Source organism: Gordonia malaquae (assembly GCF_037148075.1).
GTDB lineage: Bacteria > Actinomycetota > Actinomycetes > Mycobacteriales > Mycobacteriaceae > Gordonia > Gordonia malaquae.
Genome location: NZ_JBBCUB010000008.1, coordinates 1 through 21,797 on the forward strand (window position 1 = coordinate 1; position 21,797 = coordinate 21,797).

35 protein-coding genes are annotated in these 21,797 nt (G+C 64.8%); 4 read left to right on the forward strand and 31 right to left on the reverse strand.

What is annotated here, in order from left to right; translation table 11 throughout:
* Positions 1 to 864 precede the first annotated feature (864 nt).
* Both WFK36_RS21170 and WFK36_RS21175 read left to right on the forward strand, forming a co-directional pair.
* The gene (locus WFK36_RS21170; RefSeq protein ID WP_336794071.1) at positions 865 to 1,329 is read left to right on the forward strand and encodes a GNAT family N-acetyltransferase; all 465 of its coding nucleotides are present in this window, start codon (positions 865 to 867) and stop codon (positions 1,327 to 1,329) included.
* Between the two features lie 412 nt (positions 1,330 to 1,741).
* Positions 1,742 to 2,164 carry a hypothetical protein gene (locus tag WFK36_RS21175; protein ID WP_336794072.1) on the forward strand — a complete coding sequence of 141 codons (423 nt, stop codon included), beginning with the start codon at positions 1,742 to 1,744 and terminating at the stop codon, positions 2,162 to 2,164.
* A 27-nt stretch (positions 2,165 to 2,191) separates the two neighbouring features.
* Here the strand turns inward: WFK36_RS21175 and WFK36_RS21180 are convergent, their stop codons facing one another.
* The 22 genes from WFK36_RS21180 to WFK36_RS21285 form a co-directional block, all read right to left on the reverse strand.
* Complete coding sequence (locus WFK36_RS21180; protein ID WP_336794073.1) at positions 2,192 to 2,659, reverse strand: TetR family transcriptional regulator; 468 nt, start codon at positions 2,657 to 2,659, stop codon at positions 2,192 to 2,194.
* A complete protein-coding gene (locus tag WFK36_RS21185) occupies positions 2,659 to 3,297 on the reverse strand; it encodes a Fic family protein (protein ID WP_336794075.1) in 639 nt (212 codons plus the stop codon). Before WFK36_RS21185 ends, WFK36_RS21180 begins: the two co-directional genes overlap by 1 nt.
* A 32-nt stretch (positions 3,298 to 3,329) precedes the next feature.
* Positions 3,330 to 4,160 carry a hypothetical protein gene (locus WFK36_RS21190; RefSeq protein WP_336794076.1) on the reverse strand — a complete coding sequence of 277 codons (831 nt, stop codon included), beginning with the start codon at positions 4,158 to 4,160 and terminating at the stop codon, positions 3,330 to 3,332.
* A complete protein-coding gene (locus WFK36_RS21195) occupies positions 4,147 to 4,308 on the reverse strand; it encodes a hypothetical protein (protein WP_336794078.1) in 162 nt (53 codons plus the stop codon). Before WFK36_RS21195 ends, WFK36_RS21190 begins: the two co-directional genes overlap by 14 nt.
* 82 nt (positions 4,309 to 4,390) lie before the next feature.
* Entirely contained in the window at positions 4,391 to 5,650 is a 1,260-nt protein-coding gene (locus tag WFK36_RS21200) for a hypothetical protein (protein ID WP_336794080.1), read from the reverse strand.
* 99 nt (positions 5,651 to 5,749) lie between these two features.
* The gene (locus WFK36_RS21205; protein ID WP_336794082.1) at positions 5,750 to 6,163 is read right to left on the reverse strand and encodes a hypothetical protein; all 414 of its coding nucleotides are present in this window, start codon (positions 6,161 to 6,163) and stop codon (positions 5,750 to 5,752) included.
* A gap of 33 nt (positions 6,164 to 6,196) precedes the next feature.
* A complete protein-coding gene (locus tag WFK36_RS21210) occupies positions 6,197 to 6,592 on the reverse strand; it encodes a hypothetical protein (RefSeq protein ID WP_336794084.1) in 396 nt (131 codons plus the stop codon).
* Positions 6,544 to 7,425, reverse strand: coding sequence for an alpha/beta fold hydrolase (locus tag WFK36_RS21215; protein ID WP_336794085.1), 882 nt, complete (start codon positions 7,423 to 7,425; stop codon positions 6,544 to 6,546). Before WFK36_RS21215 ends, WFK36_RS21210 begins: the two co-directional genes overlap by 49 nt.
* 89 nt (positions 7,426 to 7,514) lie before the next feature.
* Entirely contained in the window at positions 7,515 to 8,486 is a 972-nt protein-coding gene (locus WFK36_RS21220; protein ID WP_336794438.1) for a hypothetical protein, read from the reverse strand.
* A gap of 345 nt (positions 8,487 to 8,831) precedes the next feature.
* A complete protein-coding gene (locus WFK36_RS21225) occupies positions 8,832 to 9,107 on the reverse strand; it encodes a hypothetical protein (protein WP_336794086.1) in 276 nt (91 codons plus the stop codon).
* 113 nt (positions 9,108 to 9,220) lie between these two features.
* Complete coding sequence (locus WFK36_RS21230; RefSeq protein WP_336794087.1) at positions 9,221 to 9,496, reverse strand: hypothetical protein; 276 nt, start codon at positions 9,494 to 9,496, stop codon at positions 9,221 to 9,223.
* 4 nt (positions 9,497 to 9,500) lie between these two features.
* Positions 9,501 to 9,806: a hypothetical protein gene (locus WFK36_RS21235; protein ID WP_336794088.1), complete on the reverse strand. Its 306-nt coding sequence runs from the start codon at positions 9,804 to 9,806 to the stop codon at positions 9,501 to 9,503.
* Positions 9,807 to 9,837: 31 nt separating this feature from the next.
* The gene (locus tag WFK36_RS21240; protein WP_336794090.1) at positions 9,838 to 10,068 is read right to left on the reverse strand and encodes a hypothetical protein; all 231 of its coding nucleotides are present in this window, start codon (positions 10,066 to 10,068) and stop codon (positions 9,838 to 9,840) included.
* Between the two features lie 13 nt (positions 10,069 to 10,081).
* Positions 10,082 to 10,393, reverse strand: coding sequence for a hypothetical protein (locus WFK36_RS21245; protein WP_336794092.1), 312 nt, complete (start codon positions 10,391 to 10,393; stop codon positions 10,082 to 10,084).
* A gap of 5 nt (positions 10,394 to 10,398) precedes the next feature.
* Positions 10,399 to 10,767 (reverse strand): hypothetical protein, encoded by a 369-nt coding sequence (locus tag WFK36_RS21250; protein ID WP_336794093.1) that lies wholly within the window; start codon positions 10,765 to 10,767, stop codon positions 10,399 to 10,401.
* Positions 10,768 to 10,822: 55 nt separating this feature from the next.
* A complete protein-coding gene (locus WFK36_RS21255; protein WP_336794095.1) occupies positions 10,823 to 11,059 on the reverse strand; it encodes a hypothetical protein in 237 nt (78 codons plus the stop codon).
* Entirely contained in the window at positions 11,059 to 11,310 is a 252-nt protein-coding gene (locus tag WFK36_RS21260; protein ID WP_336794096.1) for a hypothetical protein, read from the reverse strand. Before WFK36_RS21260 ends, WFK36_RS21255 begins: the two co-directional genes overlap by 1 nt.
* Positions 11,307 to 11,705 (reverse strand): hypothetical protein, encoded by a 399-nt coding sequence (locus tag WFK36_RS21265; protein ID WP_336794097.1) that lies wholly within the window; start codon positions 11,703 to 11,705, stop codon positions 11,307 to 11,309. Before WFK36_RS21265 ends, WFK36_RS21260 begins: the two co-directional genes overlap by 4 nt.
* A 274-nt stretch (positions 11,706 to 11,979) precedes the next feature.
* On the reverse strand, positions 11,980 to 12,264 hold the full coding sequence (locus WFK36_RS21270; protein WP_336794098.1) for a hypothetical protein: 285 nt from the start codon (positions 12,262 to 12,264) through the stop codon (positions 11,980 to 11,982).
* A gap of 233 nt (positions 12,265 to 12,497) precedes the next feature.
* Positions 12,498 to 13,190, reverse strand: a complete 693-nt coding sequence (locus WFK36_RS21275; RefSeq protein ID WP_336794099.1) for a hypothetical protein — start codon at positions 13,188 to 13,190, stop codon at positions 12,498 to 12,500.
* A gap of 3 nt (positions 13,191 to 13,193) precedes the next feature.
* Positions 13,194 to 13,988, reverse strand: a complete 795-nt coding sequence (locus WFK36_RS21280) for a metallophosphoesterase (RefSeq protein WP_336794100.1) — start codon at positions 13,986 to 13,988, stop codon at positions 13,194 to 13,196.
* 124 nt (positions 13,989 to 14,112) lie between these two features.
* Positions 14,113 to 14,253, reverse strand: coding sequence for a hypothetical protein (locus WFK36_RS21285; protein WP_336794102.1), 141 nt, complete (start codon positions 14,251 to 14,253; stop codon positions 14,113 to 14,115).
* A 160-nt stretch (positions 14,254 to 14,413) separates the two neighbouring features.
* On the opposite strand from WFK36_RS21285, the gene WFK36_RS21290 reads away from it, so the two are divergent.
* Complete coding sequence (locus WFK36_RS21290) at positions 14,414 to 15,598, forward strand: hypothetical protein (protein WP_336794104.1); 1,185 nt, start codon at positions 14,414 to 14,416, stop codon at positions 15,596 to 15,598.
* Here the strand turns inward: WFK36_RS21290 and WFK36_RS21295 are convergent.
* The 9 genes from WFK36_RS21295 to WFK36_RS21335 all read right to left on the reverse strand — a co-directional run bounded on the left by WFK36_RS21295 (position 15,587) and on the right by WFK36_RS21335 (position 20,809).
* On the reverse strand, positions 15,587 to 17,401 hold the full coding sequence (locus WFK36_RS21295; protein WP_336794106.1) for an AcrVA2 family anti-CRISPR protein: 1,815 nt from the start codon (positions 17,399 to 17,401) through the stop codon (positions 15,587 to 15,589). The genes WFK36_RS21290 and WFK36_RS21295 overlap by 12 nt on opposite strands.
* Positions 17,401 to 17,859: a hypothetical protein gene (locus WFK36_RS21300; RefSeq protein ID WP_336794107.1), complete on the reverse strand. Its 459-nt coding sequence runs from the start codon at positions 17,857 to 17,859 to the stop codon at positions 17,401 to 17,403. The genes WFK36_RS21295 and WFK36_RS21300 overlap by 1 nt, the downstream gene beginning before the upstream one ends.
* Positions 17,846 to 18,268: a hypothetical protein gene (locus WFK36_RS21305; protein ID WP_336794108.1), complete on the reverse strand. Its 423-nt coding sequence runs from the start codon at positions 18,266 to 18,268 to the stop codon at positions 17,846 to 17,848. Before WFK36_RS21305 ends, WFK36_RS21300 begins: the two co-directional genes overlap by 14 nt.
* A gap of 36 nt (positions 18,269 to 18,304) precedes the next feature.
* Positions 18,305 to 18,745, reverse strand: a complete 441-nt coding sequence (locus WFK36_RS21310; protein WP_336794110.1) for a hypothetical protein — start codon at positions 18,743 to 18,745, stop codon at positions 18,305 to 18,307.
* Positions 18,746 to 18,825: 80 nt separating this feature from the next.
* The gene (locus WFK36_RS21315) at positions 18,826 to 19,044 is read right to left on the reverse strand and encodes a hypothetical protein (protein WP_336794112.1); all 219 of its coding nucleotides are present in this window, start codon (positions 19,042 to 19,044) and stop codon (positions 18,826 to 18,828) included.
* Positions 19,045 to 19,102: 58 nt separating this feature from the next.
* The gene (locus WFK36_RS21320; RefSeq protein WP_336794113.1) at positions 19,103 to 19,369 is read right to left on the reverse strand and encodes a hypothetical protein; all 267 of its coding nucleotides are present in this window, start codon (positions 19,367 to 19,369) and stop codon (positions 19,103 to 19,105) included.
* Positions 19,370 to 19,645: 276 nt separating this feature from the next.
* The gene (locus WFK36_RS21325; RefSeq protein WP_336794115.1) at positions 19,646 to 19,768 is read right to left on the reverse strand and encodes a hypothetical protein; all 123 of its coding nucleotides are present in this window, start codon (positions 19,766 to 19,768) and stop codon (positions 19,646 to 19,648) included.
* 118 nt (positions 19,769 to 19,886) lie between these two features.
* The gene (locus WFK36_RS21330) at positions 19,887 to 20,222 is read right to left on the reverse strand and encodes a type II toxin-antitoxin system RelE/ParE family toxin (protein WP_336794117.1); all 336 of its coding nucleotides are present in this window, start codon (positions 20,220 to 20,222) and stop codon (positions 19,887 to 19,889) included.
* Between the two features lie 302 nt (positions 20,223 to 20,524).
* On the reverse strand, positions 20,525 to 20,809 hold the full coding sequence (locus WFK36_RS21335) for a hypothetical protein (RefSeq protein WP_336794119.1): 285 nt from the start codon (positions 20,807 to 20,809) through the stop codon (positions 20,525 to 20,527).
* Between the two features lie 339 nt (positions 20,810 to 21,148).
* Here WFK36_RS21335 and WFK36_RS21340 point away from each other — a divergent pair, with 339 nt between their 5' ends.
* Complete coding sequence (locus WFK36_RS21340; protein ID WP_336794121.1) at positions 21,149 to 21,670, forward strand: trypsin-like serine protease; 522 nt, start codon at positions 21,149 to 21,151, stop codon at positions 21,668 to 21,670.
* The last annotated feature ends 127 nt before the right edge of the window (positions 21,671 to 21,797 follow it).

A 21,797-nucleotide genomic window follows, 5' to 3' on the forward strand; every position in this document is an offset into this window, starting at 1 on the left:
CCCGCGGGGCTAGGGCGCTGCGCGCCCTTTCCCGGACGGGCGCTCCGCGCCCGTCAGAAGCCCGCTGCGCGGGCAGTGCCCTGCCGGACTTCACGAGGGGTCGAACAGGTCGCTGCGCGACCCTCCGAACAGCGAAACCCGTTCCCCACCAGGCGATCCCGTCACCACTGCCGAGGTTCGACGCTCCGCGCCAAACCCCCTGCGCCCGCTCCGCGGACACCCAACCAACCACGGACCCCTCCACGTTTCCTACCACGGAACCAACCACGGTCCCAACCATGCAACCCCACCCGCACGGCGATGTGGTATACCTGAATAAGGTATGCGTCAACTGTGCACTGTTCTGCGAAACGGTCGGCTCTTCGCCGGAGGCGCTCGCCTCCCAGGCCCATGGGAACGGGGAGGGGCACTGCGCCATGTGGGCGGAGCAATTCAAGCGAAGCTCGGAAAGCCAAGTGGCGGGCGGAATGTCCTCTATCTGCCCCGTGGCCGAACTAATCCTCACGACCCTTGTTATGGGTCCGGAGGATTGTCTGGGTGAACTCTAGCCCTTGTGGGCCTCCTCTATGTCTGAAGTGAGATCATCCACCACGCTTTCGAGCAGCGGTGAGATCGCGTCGTACCCATCCTGGACGGACTGTGCTAGCGCCGCCGCATAGACCTCTCTCCGTTTACTCAGTCGCCTTATCTCAGCTTGCGAGGTCATTGTTTCTTCTTTTCTCCTTTTGAGGTGGGCACTTCTTCGGGGCGGGAGTCTACTTGGTTGAGTTTATGGCAAGTCCTACAGGTAGGTTGGGTCACAACCGCCAATTGGGTTGTTCCACGTGGCACTGCTCGACCCGTGACGAAGGAAGGGAGCCCGCCGTGCAGCTCGTCGACCTCCGCCGGTCAGTAGAAGACAACAAGTTCGGCTGGCTGCCCCCATTCGACGACACCGCGGTGTACGCCAACGAGCACTGGTGGGACGAGCCTCGGTACTACTACGACGCGCCCTGGTTCATTCAGGTTCTCGATTCTGATGGCACCGAGGTCGCGCGAGTTGAGCTTCTTGATCCCGGCGAAGTCAATCTCTCGTACACCGACGCCGAGCGGATTGGCGGCTCCCCACTGGAGATCTGTTTCTTCGAGGTAGCGCAGAATGCGCAGGGTCGTGGCCATGGAACAGCTGTCGTCAAGGCTCTCGAACAGAGGTTTCCTGACCGCGTCCTCTTGGCGTATGCCAACACGGACGTTCCGGAGTTCTGGGCGTCCCTGGGATGGGCGCGTTTCGATCATCGCGACGGCGACATCGAGTACCGTCCGATGTTCGTTCGAGACCCTAAGCTCTGATGCCAGACTGGGATTCCTCTCTCCTGTCAGATCACTCGTTGGTCACTATCGACCGAAGTGTTAACCTCTGGGCATATACCGCTAATGCGGACATGTGCCCGGGGGGGAGATTGTGACGAGAGCTGACCGGCTGCCGAGGAGTCCTCAGCAGCAAGCGAAGACGACGGGCTGCGTGGCAGTGGTAGCCCTGGGCGCACTGGTGCTGTACGCAACGGCTGGCGTCCCTTCCCACGGCTACGCGTTCATCGCCTGGGCATTCGGAGCCGGGGCGTTAGCCGCCATCGTTGGGACGGCTGCGATCTTGTGTCTGTTCTCCGCCGCAGACTGCGCCGGACCTCGACGCGCACGGCCGCGCGCGAATTCAACCGATCGATCCCTTATGTGACGATGGCTACCGGCCGACACTTAGTCCATGAGAACCCAACGAATTGCCAAGTTCGCCGTCGCCCTTGCCGCTCCCCTGGTGCTTACTCAGGCCTTCGCTCCTGGCCCAGCCAGCGCATCGCTGGGCCATCAGAACACTGATCCGTACTCCACCGGCTGCTCCGCTACCTCGTGGACGCTGTCGTCTCGGGGCGTTCCCGGCGGCACGGTCTCGGTGAAGGTGTCCAATGCGTGCGGTACCAACTGGGTGGAGTACTCCGGCTCTACGCAGTGGACCAAGAAGAACGTCGCTGGACCGTACGGCACACCAGGGCTTCCGGAGATCGACACCCGACCATGGGCCTACTCGATGCAGGTCTACGCGCCCGGCACGAGCCAGGTGACCGCCTACGTCTGGGGCAACGGCTGGTCGACCCGCGCGAGCTGCAGCACGACCTGCTCCTGGAGCTGACACCAAGCAGTCACGTCTGCGGCCCAGTCAGGACCGCGCAGGTGTGCCGGACACTGCTTGGAGCATCGGTTCGAGTACTCCGGCGCCGTCCAGGGCTACCGCTCCCACGATCGCTGCCGCCGCCAGGCGACGCTCGATGTCCCCGACGACGGTCTCCGGCACCGCTGGTTCGAGGAGGCTTACGAGATCGGCTTGGGGGATGCGGTCGGCGAGCAGGACGAGATTCTCGTCGCGGCGCCAACGGGATACGACGTCCGCACCCCACTGTGGCAGGCGGTCGTCGTCGACGTCGGCGATCAGGTTGGCAAGTGCACGAGCGGCGACCGCGTTGATCAGTCCGGGCTTGTTCTTGAAGTGGAAGTACACCCCGCCTTTGGTCACTCCCGCCGCGGCAGCGATCGCATCCACCGATGTCGAGGCTGCACCACGAGTCAGGAACGCCGACGTCGCGACGTCTAGGATCGCGTCCCTGGTTGACTGCGCTTTGGTCGCCATCACTGCCCGCCCAGGGGGACCCGAGCAGCACGCAGCATCGCCGAGACCGGCTGGTGGTCGCCGTCGACGTACGCCAGAGCCAGGGCGTCAGCGAACGCGGTCGGCATGCCCGGGGCCTCAGCGCCGCCAGGGACCATGAGCACCTCATCCGAGCCCGACGCCAGCAGGTACGCGTTCGCCACGAGCAGGGCTGTCCGTTTGTTGCCGTCTTCGAATGGCTGCGCTGACGCCAGGGCGATGAACGTGGCGATCGCGACAGCGAGGTCGTCGCCCTCGGCGGCGGCCCGGGCGAGGATCTGTTCCAGCCCTTTGTCGGTCACCGGGCTCGGTTCGTGACGTCCACGAGCGGTGGTGACACCGATCTGCTGGTCGCGTGTGCGCAGACGTCCCGGGTGCAGCGCTGCACTGCGACTCAGGCGAGCGTTGATCGCTCGTACCGTGGCCGCGGTGATGGGTTCATCCCGATGGTCGAGGATGTATTGCCCGGCCTCGCGTAGGTCGGTCAGGATGTCGCGATCGGCCCCTGACATCATCACTCGCGGGTCTCCCCGCAGGAACCGCTCGGTGTCGGCGCGACTGACTTGGAGCCCTTCGAACTCTCGACCAGCCGAGTGCACGACGTCGAGCAGATCAGCCACCGAGCATGTCACCGCACCATCCTCTGGCGCTCTCAGATCGCCGACGGCGACTTGTCCAGGGACAGGTAGTGTCCGGCGGCCGCGATCGCGGGGATCGCCGTGATGTCGGCGATGTTCGCGGTCACGGTGCTGATCTTCTCCAGGCACGCCTCGATCTCGCGCTTGACCATCGGCAGCTCGGGATCGTTGGCCGAGGACAAGGTGAGGCGTTCAACGAGATTGGCGAGCCGCTGCAGGGCTGCGCGTTCGGTCGGCGACCGGTCATCGAGGCCGACTGCCGCGGCGTGATCGTTGGCCTCATACCAGCGCTTCCATGCTGCGTCCGCACACTCCTCGGCCGCGGCCAACTCACGCTCGGACATGTCGGGATGCAGGCTCGCGCATACCTCGTCGAGCGCTTCCATGGCCCGGTTGTAAGCCACTGTCGGCGCAACGGTGCCGGTGATGTCGCGCAGCACCGGCTTGTTCAGGTACCAGTCCTGCGGGTTGAGGGCGTAGCGGCCCCACTCCGCCCGGAGGTCGTCGTGGGCTTGATGCACCGCCGCGATGCGCTCCTGCACTCGCGGAACTACGGCCGGGTCACTAGTTCGATCCACGGCGGTCAACGATCGGGCAGGGACCTCACTCATCGACTCCATGAACAGCTTGAGAACTGTCGCAACCAGAACTATCACCGCAAGACCCACTCCGGCGAATGACGTCACATCTACGATCCGATCGAGTACCTCAGCGTCCAGATCCCAGCCCTGAGAGTCAGACAACGCGGGCAGGAGACGGACGACCTGCGACGCCCCCAGCGACATCCCCATGGCGAGTGCGCCTTCGACAAGAATCGCCTTATATGGTTCCCTACGCGAGGTCATCTGCGGCCTCATCGTCCCAGTCGACTACTTCCCAGTTCGTCTCTGCGTCGACGTGGCCGGATGTCATTCCTTCGTTGATCTGTCGGATGATCTCGTGAAGATACTGCGTCGCGTTCTGCGCCGGTACGGACACTGTCAACGTTGCCATGCGATTCTCCAGGTTGTTGGGGCTCGGGCAGTCTTCTGTGCCCGATCGGGGATCGCCGCTCAATATCTTACGCGGCGGAGTGTTAGGCGAACTTCGGTCGGATGATGAGGGTGCTGTCGATGTCGCGGTAGGTGTCCAGGCCTTTCACTGTCGCTCGCACGATCGTGAGCTGGTCGCCGACTTCGAGGCTGAGTGCCTTATCGGACCCGGACATCCACTTCAGGATGTGCCCGCTGGGGGTGGTCATCTCCACTGCTGCAGCGAGCTGGTCATTGAAGTGATTGGTGTATCGGTGCGAGCTTCTCACGGTGACGGCGACGTCTTCGATCGTCGATTTGATGTCGGCGAATAGCCCGCCGACGATCTCTGACTTTTCTTTCACTGCAGCGGCCTTGCGGGCCGTGTTGTCGATGTTTCGGCGATGGACAGCCGCGATCGAGACCAGGAATCCGAGATTCTTGGGAGAGATGAACGGAGCTGCGACCAAGGCCTGCATCGTGCGGCCGTACGGGCTCTCTGCGTTCAGCGTGTCCACCGAGGACCGCAGGGCCTCCATCAGCTCGCCGTCGCCCTCGTACTCACCGGCACGGGCTGTGATCTCTTCGCGGGCGGCCTTCTCCCGCGGGGACTCTCGGCGGCCGAACACGGGGAACAGGACGGCTGAGACGGCATTCCGCGTCGGGTGCTCACCGCTCGACGGGACGTAGGCCCGGCCTTCGGCCGAGGCGGCCCAAGCGGTGGCGATGACGGCGTCGCGGGGTGCGCGCATCGAGCTTCGCAGTCCCTCGCCGCCGAGATCGTTGATCGCCTCGTCAAGCGGGGCGTCGAGCCACCACAGGGCGCTCACGCTGAGGCCGAGGAAGGGGGCGACGCATTGGGCGCCGACCAGCATCGTCTCGCGTGTGTCGAGGTGACGGATCACGTAGCACTTGCGGCGCGCTCGCGTGGCGCGGCAGTGATCGCAGGTGAGTTCGGTCGGGACGGCCAGCGATTCGACGTCCTCCGCCGAGGGGTTCACCCGCAGAAGGACGCCGTCGATGTCCTCGTCCCATTCGGCTTTGGCCACGAACTCCCACCCGCCTGCGGCGATCGTCGGTTGAGACAGCGTGCAGTGATTCACTTCCACGGTGTACTCAGCAGCGGTATCGGGGTCGTATCGCTGGGAGAGTTCGGTCCTGTTGACGACGAGTTCGAAGCGTTCGTCGACTCCGGCCCGAACGAGCCGGGCGTTGGCGCGGGTGATGATCGCAGTGGCCTTGCCCATCAGGTCGACCGGAATCGTCACCGTCACACCGAGGTCGGATTCTCCATCGAGCGACTCGTTGCGGCTACCTTCGTCCATGGACTGATAGTAACACACGGAATCATTGTTGGCTGATTATCCGACCTAGTCCGCACGACGGACTATCGATTGCCGTTTCAAGTGCCCGGCTGATGACAACTACAGTCGCCGCAGCCCGCCCGTTGTGTGCTTGCGCACGAGCCGGTAGAGCCCGTTGAGAGTCGTGGTCACGTCCCCAACTGGGATATCGCCTTCGTAGGTCGACGCGATGTTGCGGACCAGGGCGTTCCACTGGTTCTTCTCGATCAATGGCGCGCACGTGTCGCACACAGCCCAGTCCCCGGCTGAGACCTGGCCTTGCACGTGAAAGTCGCTCACCGGCAGTACCCACGTCGCAGTGCCGGTGCGGCAGAAGTCGCAGAACCCGCGCCAGTCCGGCCCGGCCTCGACCGGGACCACGTCGTGATCAGCGTCGCCGACCCGAGCAGGGTGCAGGTACTCCACGCCTTTGTCGCCGAGGATTGAGTCCAGTCTCGACTGGCAGATTTCGCAGATGATCGCTGGTGAATCCATGTCGGGATCATCCCACAGCGCATCGACCGCGAGTCAGCCGCCGGACGGGGGGCTGTCGGACATCAGCGCGTAGGAGCGCACCAGCGTGAGATGGGTGATCGGATGATCCTGGCGGTCGTAGCCGCCGTTACCTCCGCGCGGCGGATCGACCTTCACAAAGCGCGTCGTCCGCGCTCGTCCATCCCCCGCGACCTGCACAATCCTGATCCGGTCGAGCTTCGACGACCGGACCCTGACCCTCTTGGTGCGGTCCATGAGCGAGATCGGGCCAAGGTATTGCCATACCTGGCCGACCTCGACGTGCACCTCCGCCGCCTGCTCATTGAGCCAGTCCGACGTTGCCCGCTTCTGCGCCCTCTCTGCATCGCTGAGCGCCATCGTCACATCGCCGCTGCGGTCGTCGCACTCAGCGCTGACGGTGACGCCCACGGGCGTCCCAGCGTGTGGCCGAGCAGCTCCGAGAGCGCGTCGACGACTACCGAGGGTCGTTCGACCGGCAGATTGTGTCCGCCGCCGGGGATGACTGTGACCACAGCGCCACGTGAGCTGCGGGCGATCTCGTGTGCGTGCTGCACTGGCGTGATCCGGTCGTGCTCGCCGACCAGTACGCGGGTCGGCACTGCCGCCAGCACGTCCAGTCCCGCTCGGACGTCGTAGGTCATCAGCGATGCCGCGATCTCGGCGAGCACGCGTGCGGTCGGCCGGTTGTGGTGGCCGTGACGGCGCCCGAGCATCGGCGTGGCTGCTGACCGTGTCGCGGCCCAGATGGCCTCGAACAGGCTCGGCGCGACCTTCGCCGCCCGTGGGAGTGACCGCACGATGCCTGGCGGCAGCATGCGGCCCAGTCCGCACTCGGTAAGTCCACCGGCGGCTGAGGCGATGATCGCCACTCCACTGAGCCGGGCGAGGATCTCCCGGTTGCCACTGAGGTGTTCCAGCAGTGCCATCGCTCCGAGCGAGTGTCCCGCCAACAGCAGCGGCCCTGAGGGGGCGGCTGCCCCGATGACGGCATCCAAGTCGGCGGCCAGCTGCGCGACGCTATGCGCTTGGGTCCCACTGGTGGAGCGTCCGTGGCCTCGGTGGTCGTAGGTGACCACCCGAAGGTCGGGGAACTGGCGACATAGGCCCTGGCGCACCCTGGCCCAGCTGGCCCCCGACATGCAGAATCCGTGTGTCAGAACCACAGTCGCGTGGGCCTGGTGACCGACGGCCCCCTCGGTATGAACGTGCAGTACAGCGCCGTCGCCGGTTACAACTCTCACTTCCATTCCCCCTGTTGATCGTTGGTCGTGCGTGTCCACCCCTTGCGCTGCCGTCCCTCGCGGTCAGCGACTGAGCCAGGCCTTTGGTGTCAGTGGTCGGGTAGGCGCCCTCGGTGTGCACGTATCTGGGCTGCCGCCGTACTCAATAGCGTGGGCGAGTCGATGAATGCGCCCGTGGCGGTGTTGAGGAAGCCGGGCCGGTTGTAGTCACCGGCATCCTGGAATGCCCATGCGGCCAGGGGCGGGATCGTGTCGGTGAAGAATCCGCGGTCCGAGTTCGTCACGATGATGTCGTCGCGGTCGGTGCATCCGGCTGCGTGCATACGGTCGGCGAACCCGTCGAACGCGTCCGCGAGTTCCTGTGCTGCCGGGCTCGACACGGCTACGCCAGCAATCTGGCGGACGTTTCCATGTGCGGCGGTGACCAGCAGAATGGTGCACCGATGTCGGGGCACGAGGGCGATGGTGATCTCCGTGGCGTAAACGCTCCCGACCATGTAGCCGCCGCGGCGAGAGGCCGAGGTGAGCGTGTGTGGGGAGTTCTCCAGCCGGATCTGCTCGCCGCGGTCGTACGCCTGCACGCGCACCTCCGGCAGGCAGGGTGTGGTGACCAGCAGAACGGTGCGGGGATCGGGGTGCCAGATCTCAGTGACCACTTCGGGCCGCCAGGGGCCGTGAATCCAGTCGCCCACTTCGATCTCGTCCGCGCGGACGGTGTGCGTGTTCTGGTCGAGTCGGGCCGCCGCGTCGGCCACGGCGACCGCGCGGGCGGTGCGGGTTCGGTCCGCTTTGGAGGGCCCATCGGGGTCGAAGTCGGCGGCGCGGATCAGTGCGCCGTCGTGGTCGAGGGCCGCGGCCTCGGTGTCGACGGCAGCGAAGCAGATCTCGCAGCCGATGCTGTGCTCGGCTCGGGCTGTGAATCGGTTGCAGTCGGCACATCGCCGTTCGTCGGTGAGCTGGCCACAAGTGGTGCATTCGTAGACGGGTTCGACAGTGTCGACAATGTCGCCGCAATCACCACATACGGCGACAGTAAGATCACAGTCACTAGCAGCACTCATGTACTGATAGTAACACACCGAATATGTATTCTTCGGGGGTTTCTCTCACACCTGTGCGGGCTTACATCCCGCCCGTCCGACACCGCCGTGATCCGCTTCGAGGACTGCCGGATTCCCGCGACGTTCCTGCTCGGCTCGCCCGAGGTAGACGTCCCCGCACAGGGTCGATCAGCGATTGGAGCGCAGCGGTAATGGTGTCCGATCGGGCCGAGTCGGCCCACAGTCCGTCCGGGTACTCCGCGTCATCGATCGGCCGGTCATCGGGTACGGAGCCCTCACAGACGAAGTCGATGGCGAGTCGTGAGCCTTCCCAGTGCCCGCAGAAGGTCCATTCCTGCATGGTCGTCATCGTCCGGCCAGGTCGGAGTGCTTGATCATCTTGACCTCGGTCCGATGACCGGCCAAGTCCGTTCCACACGCCCCGCATGTGCTCCGGGAGAACTCGTCGCTCTCATCGCTGACCAGCACCTCGTAGGTTTTCAGGGTCTGCTCGACGCTGGCGCGATCCCAGTCCGACGAGGCTCCCGAGTCATCTCGGTTCTCGATCCAGAGCAGGCAGTCCGAACAAACGTCGGCCTCGACGTACTCGCCTGCGTCGATTAGGTCTCCCAGTCGGGACATTGTCATTCCTTCTTTCGTGATGGGTGAATGTCGGCCCGACTTCCCCGCTCGGGCGGGGCAGTCAGGCCGACAGCGTGGAGAATGCGGCTCGACACTCAGCGGCGCCGCGTGGGCTAGCCGGTGGGCCTATGCGCCGTCACTGGTGCGTCAGCGTCGACGGCCAGGTTCACCTGGTCGGTGTAGAGCACAGCGACTTCGCGGGCCCCGGGCTCTGAGGAGGGTTCGATCTGAACCTCCATGATCAGAGCTTTCTCTTCCGCGATGGAGATCTTCGTGCTCTCGTCGAGGTCGCGGCCATATGTGTCGGCAAGGGCAGCCAGGTCGACGATGTCGCCTTCTCGGAGTTCCCGCGCGGTGGTGTTCACGCTCTGGAGTGATTCGTTCGCCATGGGGCTAGTCCTGGGCCCACTTGGCGTACTGCTCTTCGCGCTCGGCGAACGCCTTGTCCAGTTCGGCCTCGCTGCCGAAGCTCTGCACTCCGACGAAGCCTTGCTCGTCTTCGGTGACGAGGAACCATCCTGTCGGGGCCGCGGTCAGGCCGGGGATGTCAGCGAGGATCTCGGTGTCGGCGGCGGTGCCTGCAGGCAGCACCACGGCGGCGAACCATCCCGTCGGCGACTCGTTGCTTCCGCCGTCACGGAAGGTTCCGTCGAGTGTGAGGCGGTAGAGGTATTCGTCGGTCAGCGATCCGAACTTCATGGCGTCATCCTTCTTTCGGGAGTTGGGTTGGTCATGCCCGGCTGGGCAGGTACGGGCCGTGACTGTCGGTCTCGATCTCGTCGTGGTGCCAGGTGGCGACACGTTCGCCGTCTTCCCACAGTTCCACGCCCGCGCGGACCTCGGCCTCGGTGGCGTAGGTGGCCGCTTCGCGGGCTGGTTCGGACGTCGATCCGTCGACGTCGAAGGAGTTCAGGGACTCGCCGCCGTAGGTGACGTGGTAGCCGTCGCTTCGTTGTGTCATTGCCGGTTCCTCGTTATGCCGTCGGGGCGGGGTAGGTGGTCGCTTCCACCAGGCTGCCGCGTTGGTTGCAGTAGCCGATGGGTTCGAGATGGTCGATGCAGATCGGGGTCAGGCTGGAGACTCGCAGTCCCACGAATTCCGACGCGGCCCTGTCGCAGCGGTAGCAGGTCGCGGTGTGCAGTCCTGGAGTGCGTTCGCGCTGCACGTACTGCACGCGCGCTTGCCGCTCGCCGTCCACATCAAGGTCTGGCCACGGCACTGCATTGCCGGGGGGCTGTTTCCAGACTTGGTTGATCTCGTCGTCGGTGAGGTCGTTGATACGCATGTCAGTCAGTCCTGTTCTGCTCGGGCGTGCGGGTCGTTCGTGATTCCCAGCTTCTGCAGGATCTCCGCCCACGCGGCGTCGATGACATCGTCGTCGGCCGGGTCTCCGCCGAATGCTCCCCGGGTCGTTGATCCCAGCACGCCGGGGCCGACCCAGGTGATGTCCTGTCCTCCGATCACGGGGTACCTGTGGACCGCATGGCTGTAGGGGTCCTGGTATGGGTCGTTCTGCAGTTTCGCTCCGGGCACCCGGACGCTGAGCAGCGTGTCGGCCAGGGCGGTGTCGGGGTCAGGCTTCTGGTCGAAGGTCACGACGGTGACATCGTGACCCGCCATCGCGTCGACGATCTCGTCCAGTTCAGGGAATGCAGACATGTGGTCTCCTCGTCTCGTGGGTGCCGCACCGCGGCGACGGTCCCATCGGGGCAGTTCAGTATGTGGCCAGCACCGAGTCAGTGGCGACGTCGTAGGCCCGCCAGCCGGTGATGTCCGGTCGGTCGTCGGCCTTGGCGCTGGCCACGATCGGGTCAGCGTCGGCGATGTCGGCGATGAACAGGCCGCGGTACGGCTTCCATTCGCCGTCGATCAGGCACTGAAGAATCCAGGACGTTTCTACGCCCGACACCCTGTTGGATCGGGCGTCGTCATTCGTTGCATCAGCGGCCATCACTGGCCCCCTTTCACTGTGTCGAGCACGATGATCTCGCTGTCGGAGAGCCCCCAGGCCAGAGGGTCGCCGTACGCGAGGTCGCGCAGGGTCCATCTGTCACCGCGGCGGCGGCCGTTGTAGGTCGTCGGCGCGGCCTGACCGGCCTCGTCGACGCGGGCGACGCGGTAGGCCGTCTCCGGGTCGGCGTCCGCGGGATCGATGATCGACTCCCCGTTCGGCTGCGCGGGCTGAGGCGAAGGGGCGCTCATCCCGCTGTCACCCAGGCCCACTCGGGCTCCTCGTCGCCGCCGAAGCTCACCACCACGCATCCCAGCGTGATCGGCCCGTCGTCGATATCGTCGAGGTGGCCCTCGATGAACCCTGGGGTCGGGTGCTCGGAGCTGTGCATCGATTTCAGGATGTATCCGTCGAAGACCAGCGGGTCGGTGAACTTCGTCGACGGTCCCCAGTAGTACAACCCGTCGGCGCCCTGATACCCGTCGGGCTCGGTCACCACGTAGGGCACCTGCCCTTGGTCGGGCTCGGCGAAGGTGTAACCACCGGGGGTCCGCGAGCACACCGCGAACACCGGCATGTCACTGCGCCGGAAGTGCTCATCGACCGCAGCGGCCAGTTCGCTGACCGTGCTGTACGTCGTACTCATCAGATTCCTCTCGTTCGAACATTCAGGGCTGGCAGCGTCTCGGGCCGCACAGGTGGTTGGCGTACGGCGACCAGGGCGCTGCTGTTACTGGAAAGGATCTCAGCGATGCGCCGCAAGGAGGCCGCTTGGTCTCGGGACACCGTCACAACCTCGCTCGGGGTCACCGGTTGAACTAACGGCGCGGCAGCATCTGCATCACACCTTAGGGTCAGCACTGCGCTCATGGCCGCTCCCGCCAGCAGTGCGGTTCGGATTGTCCGCTGCGGTTTCCGGTTCACGTCGCGTCGGCAGTCGTGGCACCTACGCGGTCGACGACGTCGATCTCGTGGTGCGGCCACAGCCAGAGGTTGCGCTGGTGGTTCTCGCTGTGGTCGTCGCGGTAGGAGACGGCGAGTACGACTTTGTCTTTCCCGGAGTCGGGCCACCCGTGCCGGGTGTCGTTCGGCCGCACCTCTACCGATTGGACGGTCAGCACCGTCGAGACTGGAAACCCGAACTGCTCATCCGGGCATCGGATCTGGTCACCTTCACGCAATTGATCTGCGCGCACGTACGGCACGGCTGGCCCCCACTTCACTCGCCGTAACTGGTAATCACCGGCGTCCCCCACATCAACGTACAACGTGCGCCGGTACCGGTTCATCGTACATCAACACCGGCGTATGAGTGCATCGAATAGAGGCCATTTTGGCACGCAATTATCTCGCTTATTCTCCACCGAGTATCGGCGGCTTCGACGGCGCGTTAGGTGAGTGCATTCGAGTCGTTCTGGGCTGGGGATCAGCGAGCTTTTCAGAGGGTCGCTGCGACGATGTCGTCGAGGAGATCGGCGAGCGGCTTCGGGTCGTCTGGGGCGTCGCCGGGGTACACCAGTACTCCGTGACCGGCTGGGATATCCGGCGAGAGGCAGCAGTCGACTCCTCCGTCGGTGCCGATCACCATCAGCGACTCGGGGCGCGGCTCGAACTCCCACCAGCTCCAGTCGGTCTCGCCAGCGGCGTCGGCGACGCTCTGCCAGTACTGCTGCGCCTGGAGACCGTTGGTCTCTCGGTTGATCGCGGTCCACCCGTCGTGGATCGTTGCGATGAACGAGGCGATCTGGCTGGGAACACATCTCGCGAAGGGGTGCGCGTCATCGAAAGGCCGCGGCTCTAATCCCACCCATGCCCGGATCTCCCGGTACGGCTTCCCGGCATGATGCTCGACGAGATAGACCAGACACCACTGGCCATCGGAGCGACCAAGCCGTACGTCGGCGCACTCGTGGGTGATCATCTGCTGCGTCTGCGCCATGTCATCGCCGAGCACTGCGCGCCATAGGGCCGCCGCGGCCTGCACCCTCGACTGCGGAGTCTGGGCGGCGACCACCGCCGACCATGACGCCGGGACCCCGTCACGATCTGGGCTCGCCTCGGTGAGCGAGACCGCCCATCGGGGACCCGCCTCGGTCAGCAGCACCGATACTTCGTCGTCGGATAATGCCATGGGTCAGTCCAGCATCGTCGACCCAGACAGCAGTGTCCGGTTCATCGCCAGCGACGTTCCGTCGTCACCGAGTATCTGCACGAGGGTTCCTTCGACCCGAGCGGTTCGCCGCACGTGGTGGTGCCCGCACAGATGCAGGGTCGGGACCAGGCGTGCCGACGCCTGCTCGATGAGGTCCGATGACTGCCTCGCGTACGCCAGCGCCGCAGCGGACCACCCTGACGGTCGGCCGCTATACAGTCCCAGCCCGTCGATGGCCGCCGATGGCGCATCGTGGGTCACGAACACATCAATCCGCCGCCCTGTCGCGGCATCGACCAGGTCGTCGACGTCGCGTTGGGTCGGCATCTCCTCGGGCCACCAGTTGTGTCCGGCGACGCGCTGCTGGAAGTCGATGGACGCTGCGCCTGATAGGCACGCGTAGGTTGTTCCGCGCCTTTCCCAGATTGCCCACCGGGGCGCGATGCGTAGTGCCGGGTAGAGCCGTGAGGTCATGAAGCCGTCGTCGTCGAAGCCGTCCAGTCCGAACTCGGCGGCCCCGACGCTCAGGTGCGACCATCCTTCGTGGTTGCCGGGCACCACGTGCAGGAGGATGCCCTGCCGCCGGGCCTCGCGGTCGATGCTGGCGAGGTAGTGGTGACCAGGGGCGTCGGGCCATAGCCCGAAGTCACCCACATGAATCCGCAGTGCCTCGGTCTGCACACGGGAGGTCATAGCCAACGCCGATCGGGCATAGACCTCGTTCCCGTGCCAGTCACCGAACACCACGGCTGTGGGATCGCCGGTGGAATCACTCATGCGCGCCCCCCATCGTGCGATACCGGCCTTCTCGCCGACAGCAATAAGGTACTCGATATTATCACCATCAGTCGACTGCCCGGTCGACGCGCCACACACCAGCGACCACGGCCCGACACGCCCCCTAACCGCCCCAGCCGACCAGGTACGCGACGGCCACTGTCGGGTACGTCGACGTGATCACCCACAGCAGGGCGAAGCGGATCGTGTCCGGCCATCCACGCCTGGCCAAGTCACTGAGGATGCGAAGTCGTTTGCGATTCATGATCTGCACTCTCCGCGTCGGCGCCACTTCCCGCACCCACCAACAGGGCCATAGGTAGCGGACCCTTGGTCCAGAGGCAGCTGATCATAACGTCAACCTTCTTAGGTACATGTTCATCATCCGCTACCTATGGCTCCGCCACCTCAGTACCTTTAATCCCATGACACCACCAGCGAACGAAACCACCTGGGCGAAGCTGGAACGCCGAGTCAGCTGGCGACTCGGCGCCGACGTGCACAACGCCGAACGCATCCGCCGTCGCCTCCAGGATCTGCAAGCCCGCCAGCACGGCATCGACCGCGCACTGACCAGCTACCGCACCCTCGATCACTTCAACGACGTCACCGAGCTGCGAATCCGCACCGACTTCATCGCACTGCCGAAGAACCGCGACGCCCGCACTCCGGTACCGCCCACCGATCACGACGCGCTGACCGCCGCCCGCCGGTCAGATCGAGCCAGCCGACCACCGCTGACCAGACTCTCCGCGATACCCGGCAGCCGCGCCCTTCCGACCTACCTGACCATGCTCGCTGTGGCCCACTACCGGCCCGACGCGGGCGGCACCAAGTACATCAACGACCGCCCCAACAGCGCCCTGAACCCCGCCTACCCGTCGTGGCTCGAACTGAGCGGCCTCTACCAGAGAATCGACCACGGCCTGACCCCGACGGTCCGCACACGTCGCCATCGCCGCGCCATCAACGCCGCCCTGGCCAACCTCGACGAGCACAACCTCATCGCACTCACTGGAGTCCCCGGAGCTGCCGGACGCTACGACCAGTTCCGCCTGCTCTCCGACAACGGGAGGGAAGGCGATTACACCGTGCCCGGCGAACGAACCCCCGGCCGATCGGCCATCCGACTACCCGCCCAGTTCTTCACCCGTGGCTGGCACCTAGTCCTGACGCCTTCAGAGATCGCCATGCTGCTCGCCCTCATCGACTGGACCGGATACCTCTCCAGGGCCCCGCGTGCCACCTCACACGAGAACTCGGTCGGGATGCCCGAGGTCGTCCGCTGGCGCCGGTACGGACTCAGCCGGGAGGCCTACGCCTCGGTCCGCATGCTCGAACTCTTCAACCTCGTCACCGTCACTGAACCGATGCCCTTCCGCGCCCTCACGCCCCAGACACCCCGCGAAGACATCGATCCCGCACCCGCAGAGGACGCCACCCCTGCGCGTGAAGAGAACCAGCGCGAGACCCTGCGCCTGACCTACGACGCCGAGAACGCCTTCAGCGCATCCTCACCGTTCGACCGCCCCGCGTTCGACGTCGTCACCGAGGTACTCGGCCCACTGTCCTACGCACTCGACGAGGCCACGCTGCGCTCACTGCCTTGAAGACGGCAGGACGTACACCCGCGAGGCCATGTCCCCGTGTGCGGCGTTCACCAAGGTCGGCGCGATCCGCACGCGTTTGATCAGACTCCGCTTACTCCCGTATCGCTGGCGCCGCCAGTGGCCACGGCGGATATGAGGCGCGACGGTTCCGCCCACACTCGCCGACGCAGACTCCGAAGCCGCCGATCGCGTCGCGCGGACGTTCAGGATGCGCACGGCGTTCTCCAGGTCCGACGATGGCACCGCATCGGCACCGCTGCGAGCAGAGCGTCCGGCGTCCTCTGCACGGACCTCCTGCGGCTCGTGCCAGTCAGCCCACGCCACGACTGCGGCAAGGTTGAGCACCTGATCGCGCCACTCGGTGTGACTGAGCCGTGCTGGGACCAGCAGCCGCGCCAGGACATTGCCGGAGGGGCTGGTCACGGCCATGCACCAGCCGAACAGGTCATCGACCCGACCCAGTGCGTCACCGAGCAGGACCACCCCTTCGATGCGGGCATCCCAGAACTGCAGGACAGTCGCAATGTCGAGAACTGGACGGGAGAACCCACAGGTGGCCAGCGACAGCAGATTCGTCAACTCCTCGATCGTCACACCATCGATCGCCATCGTCCGCGCCGCCTCGCCGAGCCAGGTCAGCCTTGTCGCCAGCTCCGAATCGGCTTCTCCCACTGCGCGTGGCGCTTCCAGCCGAATAGGGTCGGCAAACGCCAGCATCGTGCTCGGGTACGGCAGCCGAATGTCGTCGACGTCCGCCGCGGCGAGCGGTTCGGAATCGAGATAGGCGCGGGTATGCCCCGGCGGCAACCAGAACGGGACCGCAGCAGCCGCGGCTACGGTGACCCGACGATGCTCGATCCCAATCTGGTCAGGATCGCGAATCCACCGCCCCCACCCACCAAAGGAGTACCAGCCCTTCAACGCCACCGCGTCCGAGGGAATCGGGTACATCGGCAACCCGACCTGCGACTGAATCTGCGTCTTCGGCATCACCTCGTCCATCAACTGGTCCACCGACCGAGCCCATGCCTCCACCAGCTCGACAGCACCCACCGACCCCGCGAGCGAGTCACGAACGGCAGCGGTCAGAACGTGCGACGGATACGGCGGGATCTGCACCGGCATCCCGGGGGAGTCGATCGCCGTCCCTTCCGAACCCACCACTCCCAGACGTTGAGCTTGGCCACCATCTCCGACCGTCGCGAAGTCCACCAAGGGCAGCGGGAGCACACGAAGGCGCACCTGCGCCCGCGACCCGGCATCAGCCCCGGTCTGCGGCAACCTCAGCAGCGCGATCGTCTCCTCCCTGATCGACTTCTGCTCTGCCGTCGCCTCACGCGCCCCGCCCACACGATCGCCGCGCGCCCTCTGGATCGCAGCTGCCCCGTCATGGTCGAGCCCCCGACGCTGCACACCGTCGCCCATCATCGCCTCGGGGTCGCCGGTGATCAACGTCAGCAGCGCCTCTTTCGGATCAAGCTGCCCGGAGGTGAAGAACCCTTCGGTGTATCGCTCCCACGCCTTCTGAGCACTGCGATGCTGCGCTCGCAGCTCTCCCATCAGCGACCCCACAACCGCGACTGCCTCGCGGGCCCGATCCACCTCCCGAGCGCACGCCCGGTCACGCTCGGCGGTGGCCTCGGTGAGGTCCGCGCGAGCAGCGGCCGACTCCTGCGCACGATCGCGAGCACTATCGAGCAGCGACAGCTCGTAGGCGAGTTCAGCGCGCGCGTGGGTGATCGCTTCGATCAGTTTCGCCCGGTCCTGCCCCATCTTGGCCCGCTTGTGCTTTCCTCTGGCCATTACCGGTCCTGCCTGCCGTGATCCGGGACTCCCGGAACATCAATTCCCAGCGGCGCCAGCTGTGCACGCGCGCGTTCACGCAGCTGTCGGTCCTGGTCGAGGAACTCGTCTACGGACTGCCGTGCTTGTGCACGCAGCTTGAAGACCTTGTCCATCCCGGTGGTGTCCAGCCTCCAGATGATCCACCGTTTCCGATCATCGCCCGCCCATAGGTCCCGCATCTCCTCGACCAACGTGGCCAGTTTGTCTCGCTCGGCGATCAGCGCGGGATTGCTCTGCGCGTCGCGGTCTTGCCGGGCTTTGGCCGCCGCGCCAATCAGCGGTTCGCGGTGTGCCGTGGTTCCTGTGATGTCGAGCCGTTCGCGGCGCGTCGCCGCAATCGTCGCCCGCAGATCGTCGAGGTGCGCGGTCAGTTCGTCGGTGGTGAGATCGTCCAGTGGGCGGTCAGGAGTGATCACGTGGCTCTCCCTGGTGTTGGCGGGCGCTGGTGGTCTTCGGGATCGTCAGCGAGATGAACACCATTGCGATTCCGACCAGGGCGATGCCGGTCGGTTCAGTGCTCATGGTTACGATCACCCCGCTGAACATCAGCATGATTCCGGGGACGGCGATGGCGACGACTCGATCCCTCGGCGACCCGCCTTGGTCCTCCTCGGCGTCGCGCCACGCAGGCAGTGCGCGAATGACCGCGAACATCGGGATGAACGCGGTCAGCAGGCCCGCCAGAACCATCGCGTATCCCGCGGCCCATTGGAGAGTTTCCGCTGTGATGGCGCCGCCGATGAGCAGGACTGCTGCAGCCCAGCGAGCGGCGTACATCGGGGTTGACCAGCAGCGGTCGACCATGGCAGCACGTGATGTCAGCACTTGTTCGTCTTTCGGTATGTCGTGGCGATCGGACGGTCATGGGAGGGCATGTACAGCCACCTCACCTGAATGCTGGGCCGAGCGGGCCGTCCTCGGGATCGTCAACGAGATGATCACCAGTCCGATTCCGACTAACGCCAATCCAGTGGGTTCACTGCTCATGGTGACGATCACTCCCGCGAGCATCAGCATGATCCCAGGGACGCCGATGGCGGCCACACGAGCGTTCGGCGAGCGCCCTTGCGCCTGCTCTTCAGCGCGCCACTGAGGCAGTTCACGGAGAACTACGAACACCGGGTACGTGGCCAACCATCCGATCAGCACTACCGCGTATCCCAATGCCCACTGCGGGCCCACCGAACCATCGACCACGTCAGCCATGATCGCACCGCTGGCGAGCAGCACCATCGCCACCCAACGTGCCACGCGCATCGGGGTGGACCAGCATCGATAGATGCCTGCCGGAGGTGTTCTCATTACTCACTCATCTTTCCGTCAGAAACTGGCCATCGAGGCTCAACACGGGACCGATCGATTCGGATCGAGACCCGGCAGACTTATCCTCGACGGGCGACTGCCTGCATCGCCCGCCAGGAGTCATAGACGCCGTCGTTGCTGAGGAAGTCGGAGATGGTTGCCCGCGCTGCGGCGTGGTCGGACCCGTAGGCGTCGGTGAGTTCGTCCCATTCGGCGGGGGTGATGTTGTGTCGTTTGAGGAACGTGAATGTCTCTTCGGTGACCTGGCCGTAGGCGTCGGTGGTGATCATGTTGCTCATGTGAGTGTCTCCTTCTGGTGGTGATCGGCGCGCTGTGTTCGGCCGGTCGTGGTTGGGTTCAGGCGGTCAGCGACAAGTTCCGGCAGGTGAGGTTGGCTGTCACGGTCGCCGCTGTTGGTCCGCTGCCGAACTGGATCGATCGTCCATGGTCGCCTCGGGGGTCTCCCCAGCTCGCTGTTGTCGCGTCGTTCCCGAAGTGTTTGGCGATGCGTGTGCGGCAGGCTCGTTCGGCCAGCGGCATTGTCGGATAGATCTGGTCGTGAACCACCGTCGATTCGGTGGCGCGTTCCTCTGTGACAACCAGCCGAACTTCAGTGTTGTTCATGGTTGAATTTCCCCCAGTTTAGTCGTGCTCGCATCCCCCTGATGCGGTGGTCTTTATCGTACGATATGCCTCCGACATTTCCGGGTTGAACGGTGGCGAATTTGTGCCCTGCGGACCGCCTCATGAACAAGGGTGGTGTTCACCGGGCCAGTGTGGCGGAGGTGGCGGTGCGCTTGGCGCGAGCCATGCGAGGTCTTCACGCGGGGGGGTCGATAGCCGTCAATACGCATCGAGCCCCCGAACCGTTTGTGGTTCGGGGGCTCGGTGGTGCTGGTGTCAGTTCGAGGCCAGTTCCTTGCGCATTTCGGCCTTGATGGCCTCCACGCGGGCGGTGTCGATCGGGCGGGTCCGCTTGATCTCGGCCCAGCTGCGGCCGAGGCGACTCTTGGTACCCATCATGCCGTCTCCGTTCTTCGTGTTGTTGTTCCTGGCGATTCTAGCACCGGGGGCTTCGGCTGGGTATGGCCGCAGACTCCGGGGTTTGCGGCCCGGGCCTGGCAGGGCGGGGCTTGCCTGGTCACAGCTCGTCGAGCCAGCTGCCGTATTTGCGCTCAGCTTCTTTCATTGCGCCCTTGTACCAGTTGTTCCATTGCCCGTGCTTGTCTCCGGCTACGAGGAGGACAGCGGTCTGGGTCGGGTCGAAGATGAAGAGGATTCGGATGTTCGATCCGCGGGGGCGTAGTTCTTTGAGGTTCTTGTATTTTCCGCCTTTGACCAGGTCGACGAATGGTCGGCCTAGGCTGGGTCCCTTGTCGGCGAGCATCTCTATGGCCGCTGCGATTGTCGCGTAGGCGTCGTCGTCCTGTTCTAGGAGCCACTGCTCTACGTCGTCGAGAAGGATTATGTTCCACATGTCGATGACAGTACTGCTTGGGTGTGACATTTCTGTTCGCTGGAGGTATTTCCATCGCCGCTGCAGTGTTCGGAATCAGCTAGGTGTCGCCCGGAACATGGAAAACCGCGGGCGGCCCCTCCCCTGATCCCCCGGAACCGCCCGCGGTGTACAACTGATAGTACACCGTTGAATTTGGTTGCCACAAGCCTTCACACGATTCTTTCGCTGGTAGACACGAGGCCAGCCGGAACCGACGACAGTGCCGTGGCCCGTCGCTGATTCGAGTGGGCCACGGCACGCGTGGGTTGCTTCGCCGTTTCCTACAGGTAGGGGTTGGCAGTGATGGGCTGGTCGAGCAGGGTGTCGCTCATGCGGCGGGCGCACCGCAGGCCTGCGACACTACTTTTGATCTGCGGAATGTCCGCGATCGTGTCGAACTCCAGGGCGATCATCCCCTCGTCGTCACCGAATCGGTACTGCTGCTCGATGACGCGGACAGAATGCCCGTAAGTGCCAGTGATGCAGGCAACGACAGCATCGACGTCGTCGGGCGCCGCCAGGCATGAACGCACCTTCGTGTTGCCACTACGTGTTGCACTCTTCATAGCAGTGATACTACTACACGGATTTCGTTGTTTGGAAGGGTTGTATGCGATGTCGTGACCTGATTGTATGCTCAGAGTGTAGGCGCTTCCCGTTGGAGGAAGAGCCAGTGATCCTGGGGGACATGACCGGTGACGACTCGATCTACTCACCATCGCGGGGGACAGCTCTTTCGTCTCGCCGTCATTATCTGCGCTGTCGGCGGGCTGATCTGGCTGGTCGCCTCACGAGGAGTCGAGTCACCGCCGACGGTAAGCACTCCCGTCGTCGACAATGGGAGGATCAACGGCGAGTCACCGGAAATGGTTCCTGGCACCGTTCAGGAGGGCTCCCGCATCTACGTGACCAGCCGCTCTGGCGCGGTTCAGATGTGCACGATCGGCGCCATTGTCGACGACCGACATGCACTCACCGCAGCGCATTGCGGGCAGATCACCGATCAGGTCAGGATGTCCGGGGAACCTGGCGCGCCTGCGATCGGAGCGATCAGCGTTCGCCAGACTCGTCAGGACTTGGCCACGATCACTATCTACGAATCAGTTCCGATCGATCGGCCATCGCGCATCGCCTCTACCGATTCCCTGCCCGCCGGGCTGGCCGTAGCTGGGCACGGCTCCACCAGCGGCAGGCGCACCGGATACATCCCCACCGGCCGAGTGATCAACCGCGAGTCCGATGACCGAGCGAGCATCAGCGAGCTGGTCGAATCAACGATCTGCGCCAACGGAGGCGACTCCGGCGGGCCGGTCTACCAAGCGGGAACCGACCTCATCGTCGGCACCATCATCGCCCAACGACGTCCCGTCCGCGGCGAATGCCGCAGCCTGCTCTCGCCATCGTCACGCTGGGCCGACCCGTTCTAGCCCTCCAACCACAGATACATACATGCTATTATCGGGGTGCCTTTCCGGGGGGTTCGGCCACACACGCGCCACAACGTCCACCCGATCCACAGGGCACCGAAGACCGACACAAGACGGGATGGACACC

Coding starts and splice junctions, on each gene's coding strand:
- WFK36_RS21175 (WP_336794072.1), top strand. CDS start 1,742: ATGAGAACCCAACGAATTGCCAAGTTCGCCGTCGCCCTTGCCGCTCCC.
- WFK36_RS21180 (WP_336794073.1), bottom strand. CDS start 2,659: ATGGCGACCAAAGCGCAGTCAACCAGGGACGCGATCCTAGACGTCGCG.
- WFK36_RS21190 (WP_336794076.1), bottom strand. CDS start 4,160: ATGACCTCGCGTAGGGAACCATATAAGGCGATTCTTGTCGAAGGCGCA.
- WFK36_RS21195 (WP_336794078.1), bottom strand. CDS start 4,308: ATGGCAACGTTGACAGTGTCCGTACCGGCGCAGAACGCGACGCAGTAT.
- WFK36_RS21200 (WP_336794080.1), bottom strand. CDS start 5,650: ATGGACGAAGGTAGCCGCAACGAGTCGCTCGATGGAGAATCCGACCTC.
- WFK36_RS21205 (WP_336794082.1), bottom strand. CDS start 6,163: ATGGATTCACCAGCGATCATCTGCGAAATCTGCCAGTCGAGACTGGAC.
- WFK36_RS21220 (WP_336794438.1), bottom strand. CDS start 8,486: ATGAGTGCTGCTAGTGACTGTGATCTTACTGTCGCCGTATGTGGTGAT.
- WFK36_RS21225 (WP_336794086.1), bottom strand. CDS start 9,107: ATGTCCCGACTGGGAGACCTAATCGACGCAGGCGAGTACGTCGAGGCC.
- WFK36_RS21230 (WP_336794087.1), bottom strand. CDS start 9,496: ATGGCGAACGAATCACTCCAGAGCGTGAACACCACCGCGCGGGAACTC.
- WFK36_RS21235 (WP_336794088.1), bottom strand. CDS start 9,806: ATGAAGTTCGGATCGCTGACCGACGAATACCTCTACCGCCTCACACTC.
- WFK36_RS21240 (WP_336794090.1), bottom strand. CDS start 10,068: ATGACACAACGAAGCGACGGCTACCACGTCACCTACGGCGGCGAGTCC.
- WFK36_RS21245 (WP_336794092.1), bottom strand. CDS start 10,393: ATGCGTATCAACGACCTCACCGACGACGAGATCAACCAAGTCTGGAAA.
- WFK36_RS21250 (WP_336794093.1), bottom strand. CDS start 10,767: ATGTCTGCATTCCCTGAACTGGACGAGATCGTCGACGCGATGGCGGGT.
- WFK36_RS21255 (WP_336794095.1), bottom strand. CDS start 11,059: ATGGCCGCTGATGCAACGAATGACGACGCCCGATCCAACAGGGTGTCG.
- WFK36_RS21260 (WP_336794096.1), bottom strand. CDS start 11,310: ATGAGCGCCCCTTCGCCTCAGCCCGCGCAGCCGAACGGGGAGTCGATC.
- WFK36_RS21265 (WP_336794097.1), bottom strand. CDS start 11,705: ATGAGTACGACGTACAGCACGGTCAGCGAACTGGCCGCTGCGGTCGAT.
- WFK36_RS21275 (WP_336794099.1), bottom strand. CDS start 13,190: ATGGCATTATCCGACGACGAAGTATCGGTGCTGCTGACCGAGGCGGGT.
- WFK36_RS21280 (WP_336794100.1), bottom strand. CDS start 13,988: ATGAGTGATTCCACCGGCGATCCCACAGCCGTGGTGTTCGGTGACTGG.
- WFK36_RS21285 (WP_336794102.1), bottom strand. CDS start 14,253: ATGAATCGCAAACGACTTCGCATCCTCAGTGACTTGGCCAGGCGTGGA.
- WFK36_RS21290 (WP_336794104.1), top strand. CDS start 14,414: ATGACACCACCAGCGAACGAAACCACCTGGGCGAAGCTGGAACGCCGA.
- WFK36_RS21295 (WP_336794106.1), bottom strand. CDS start 17,401: ATGGCCAGAGGAAAGCACAAGCGGGCCAAGATGGGGCAGGACCGGGCG.
- WFK36_RS21310 (WP_336794110.1), bottom strand. CDS start 18,745: ATGAGAACACCTCCGGCAGGCATCTATCGATGCTGGTCCACCCCGATG.
- WFK36_RS21315 (WP_336794112.1), bottom strand. CDS start 19,044: ATGAGCAACATGATCACCACCGACGCCTACGGCCAGGTCACCGAAGAG.
- WFK36_RS21320 (WP_336794113.1), bottom strand. CDS start 19,369: ATGAACAACACTGAAGTTCGGCTGGTTGTCACAGAGGAACGCGCCACC.
- WFK36_RS21325 (WP_336794115.1), bottom strand. CDS start 19,768: ATGATGGGTACCAAGAGTCGCCTCGGCCGCAGCTGGGCCGAGATCAAG.
- WFK36_RS21330 (WP_336794117.1), bottom strand. CDS start 20,222: ATGTGGAACATAATCCTTCTCGACGACGTAGAGCAGTGGCTCCTAGAA.
- WFK36_RS21335 (WP_336794119.1), bottom strand. CDS start 20,809: ATGAAGAGTGCAACACGTAGTGGCAACACGAAGGTGCGTTCATGCCTG.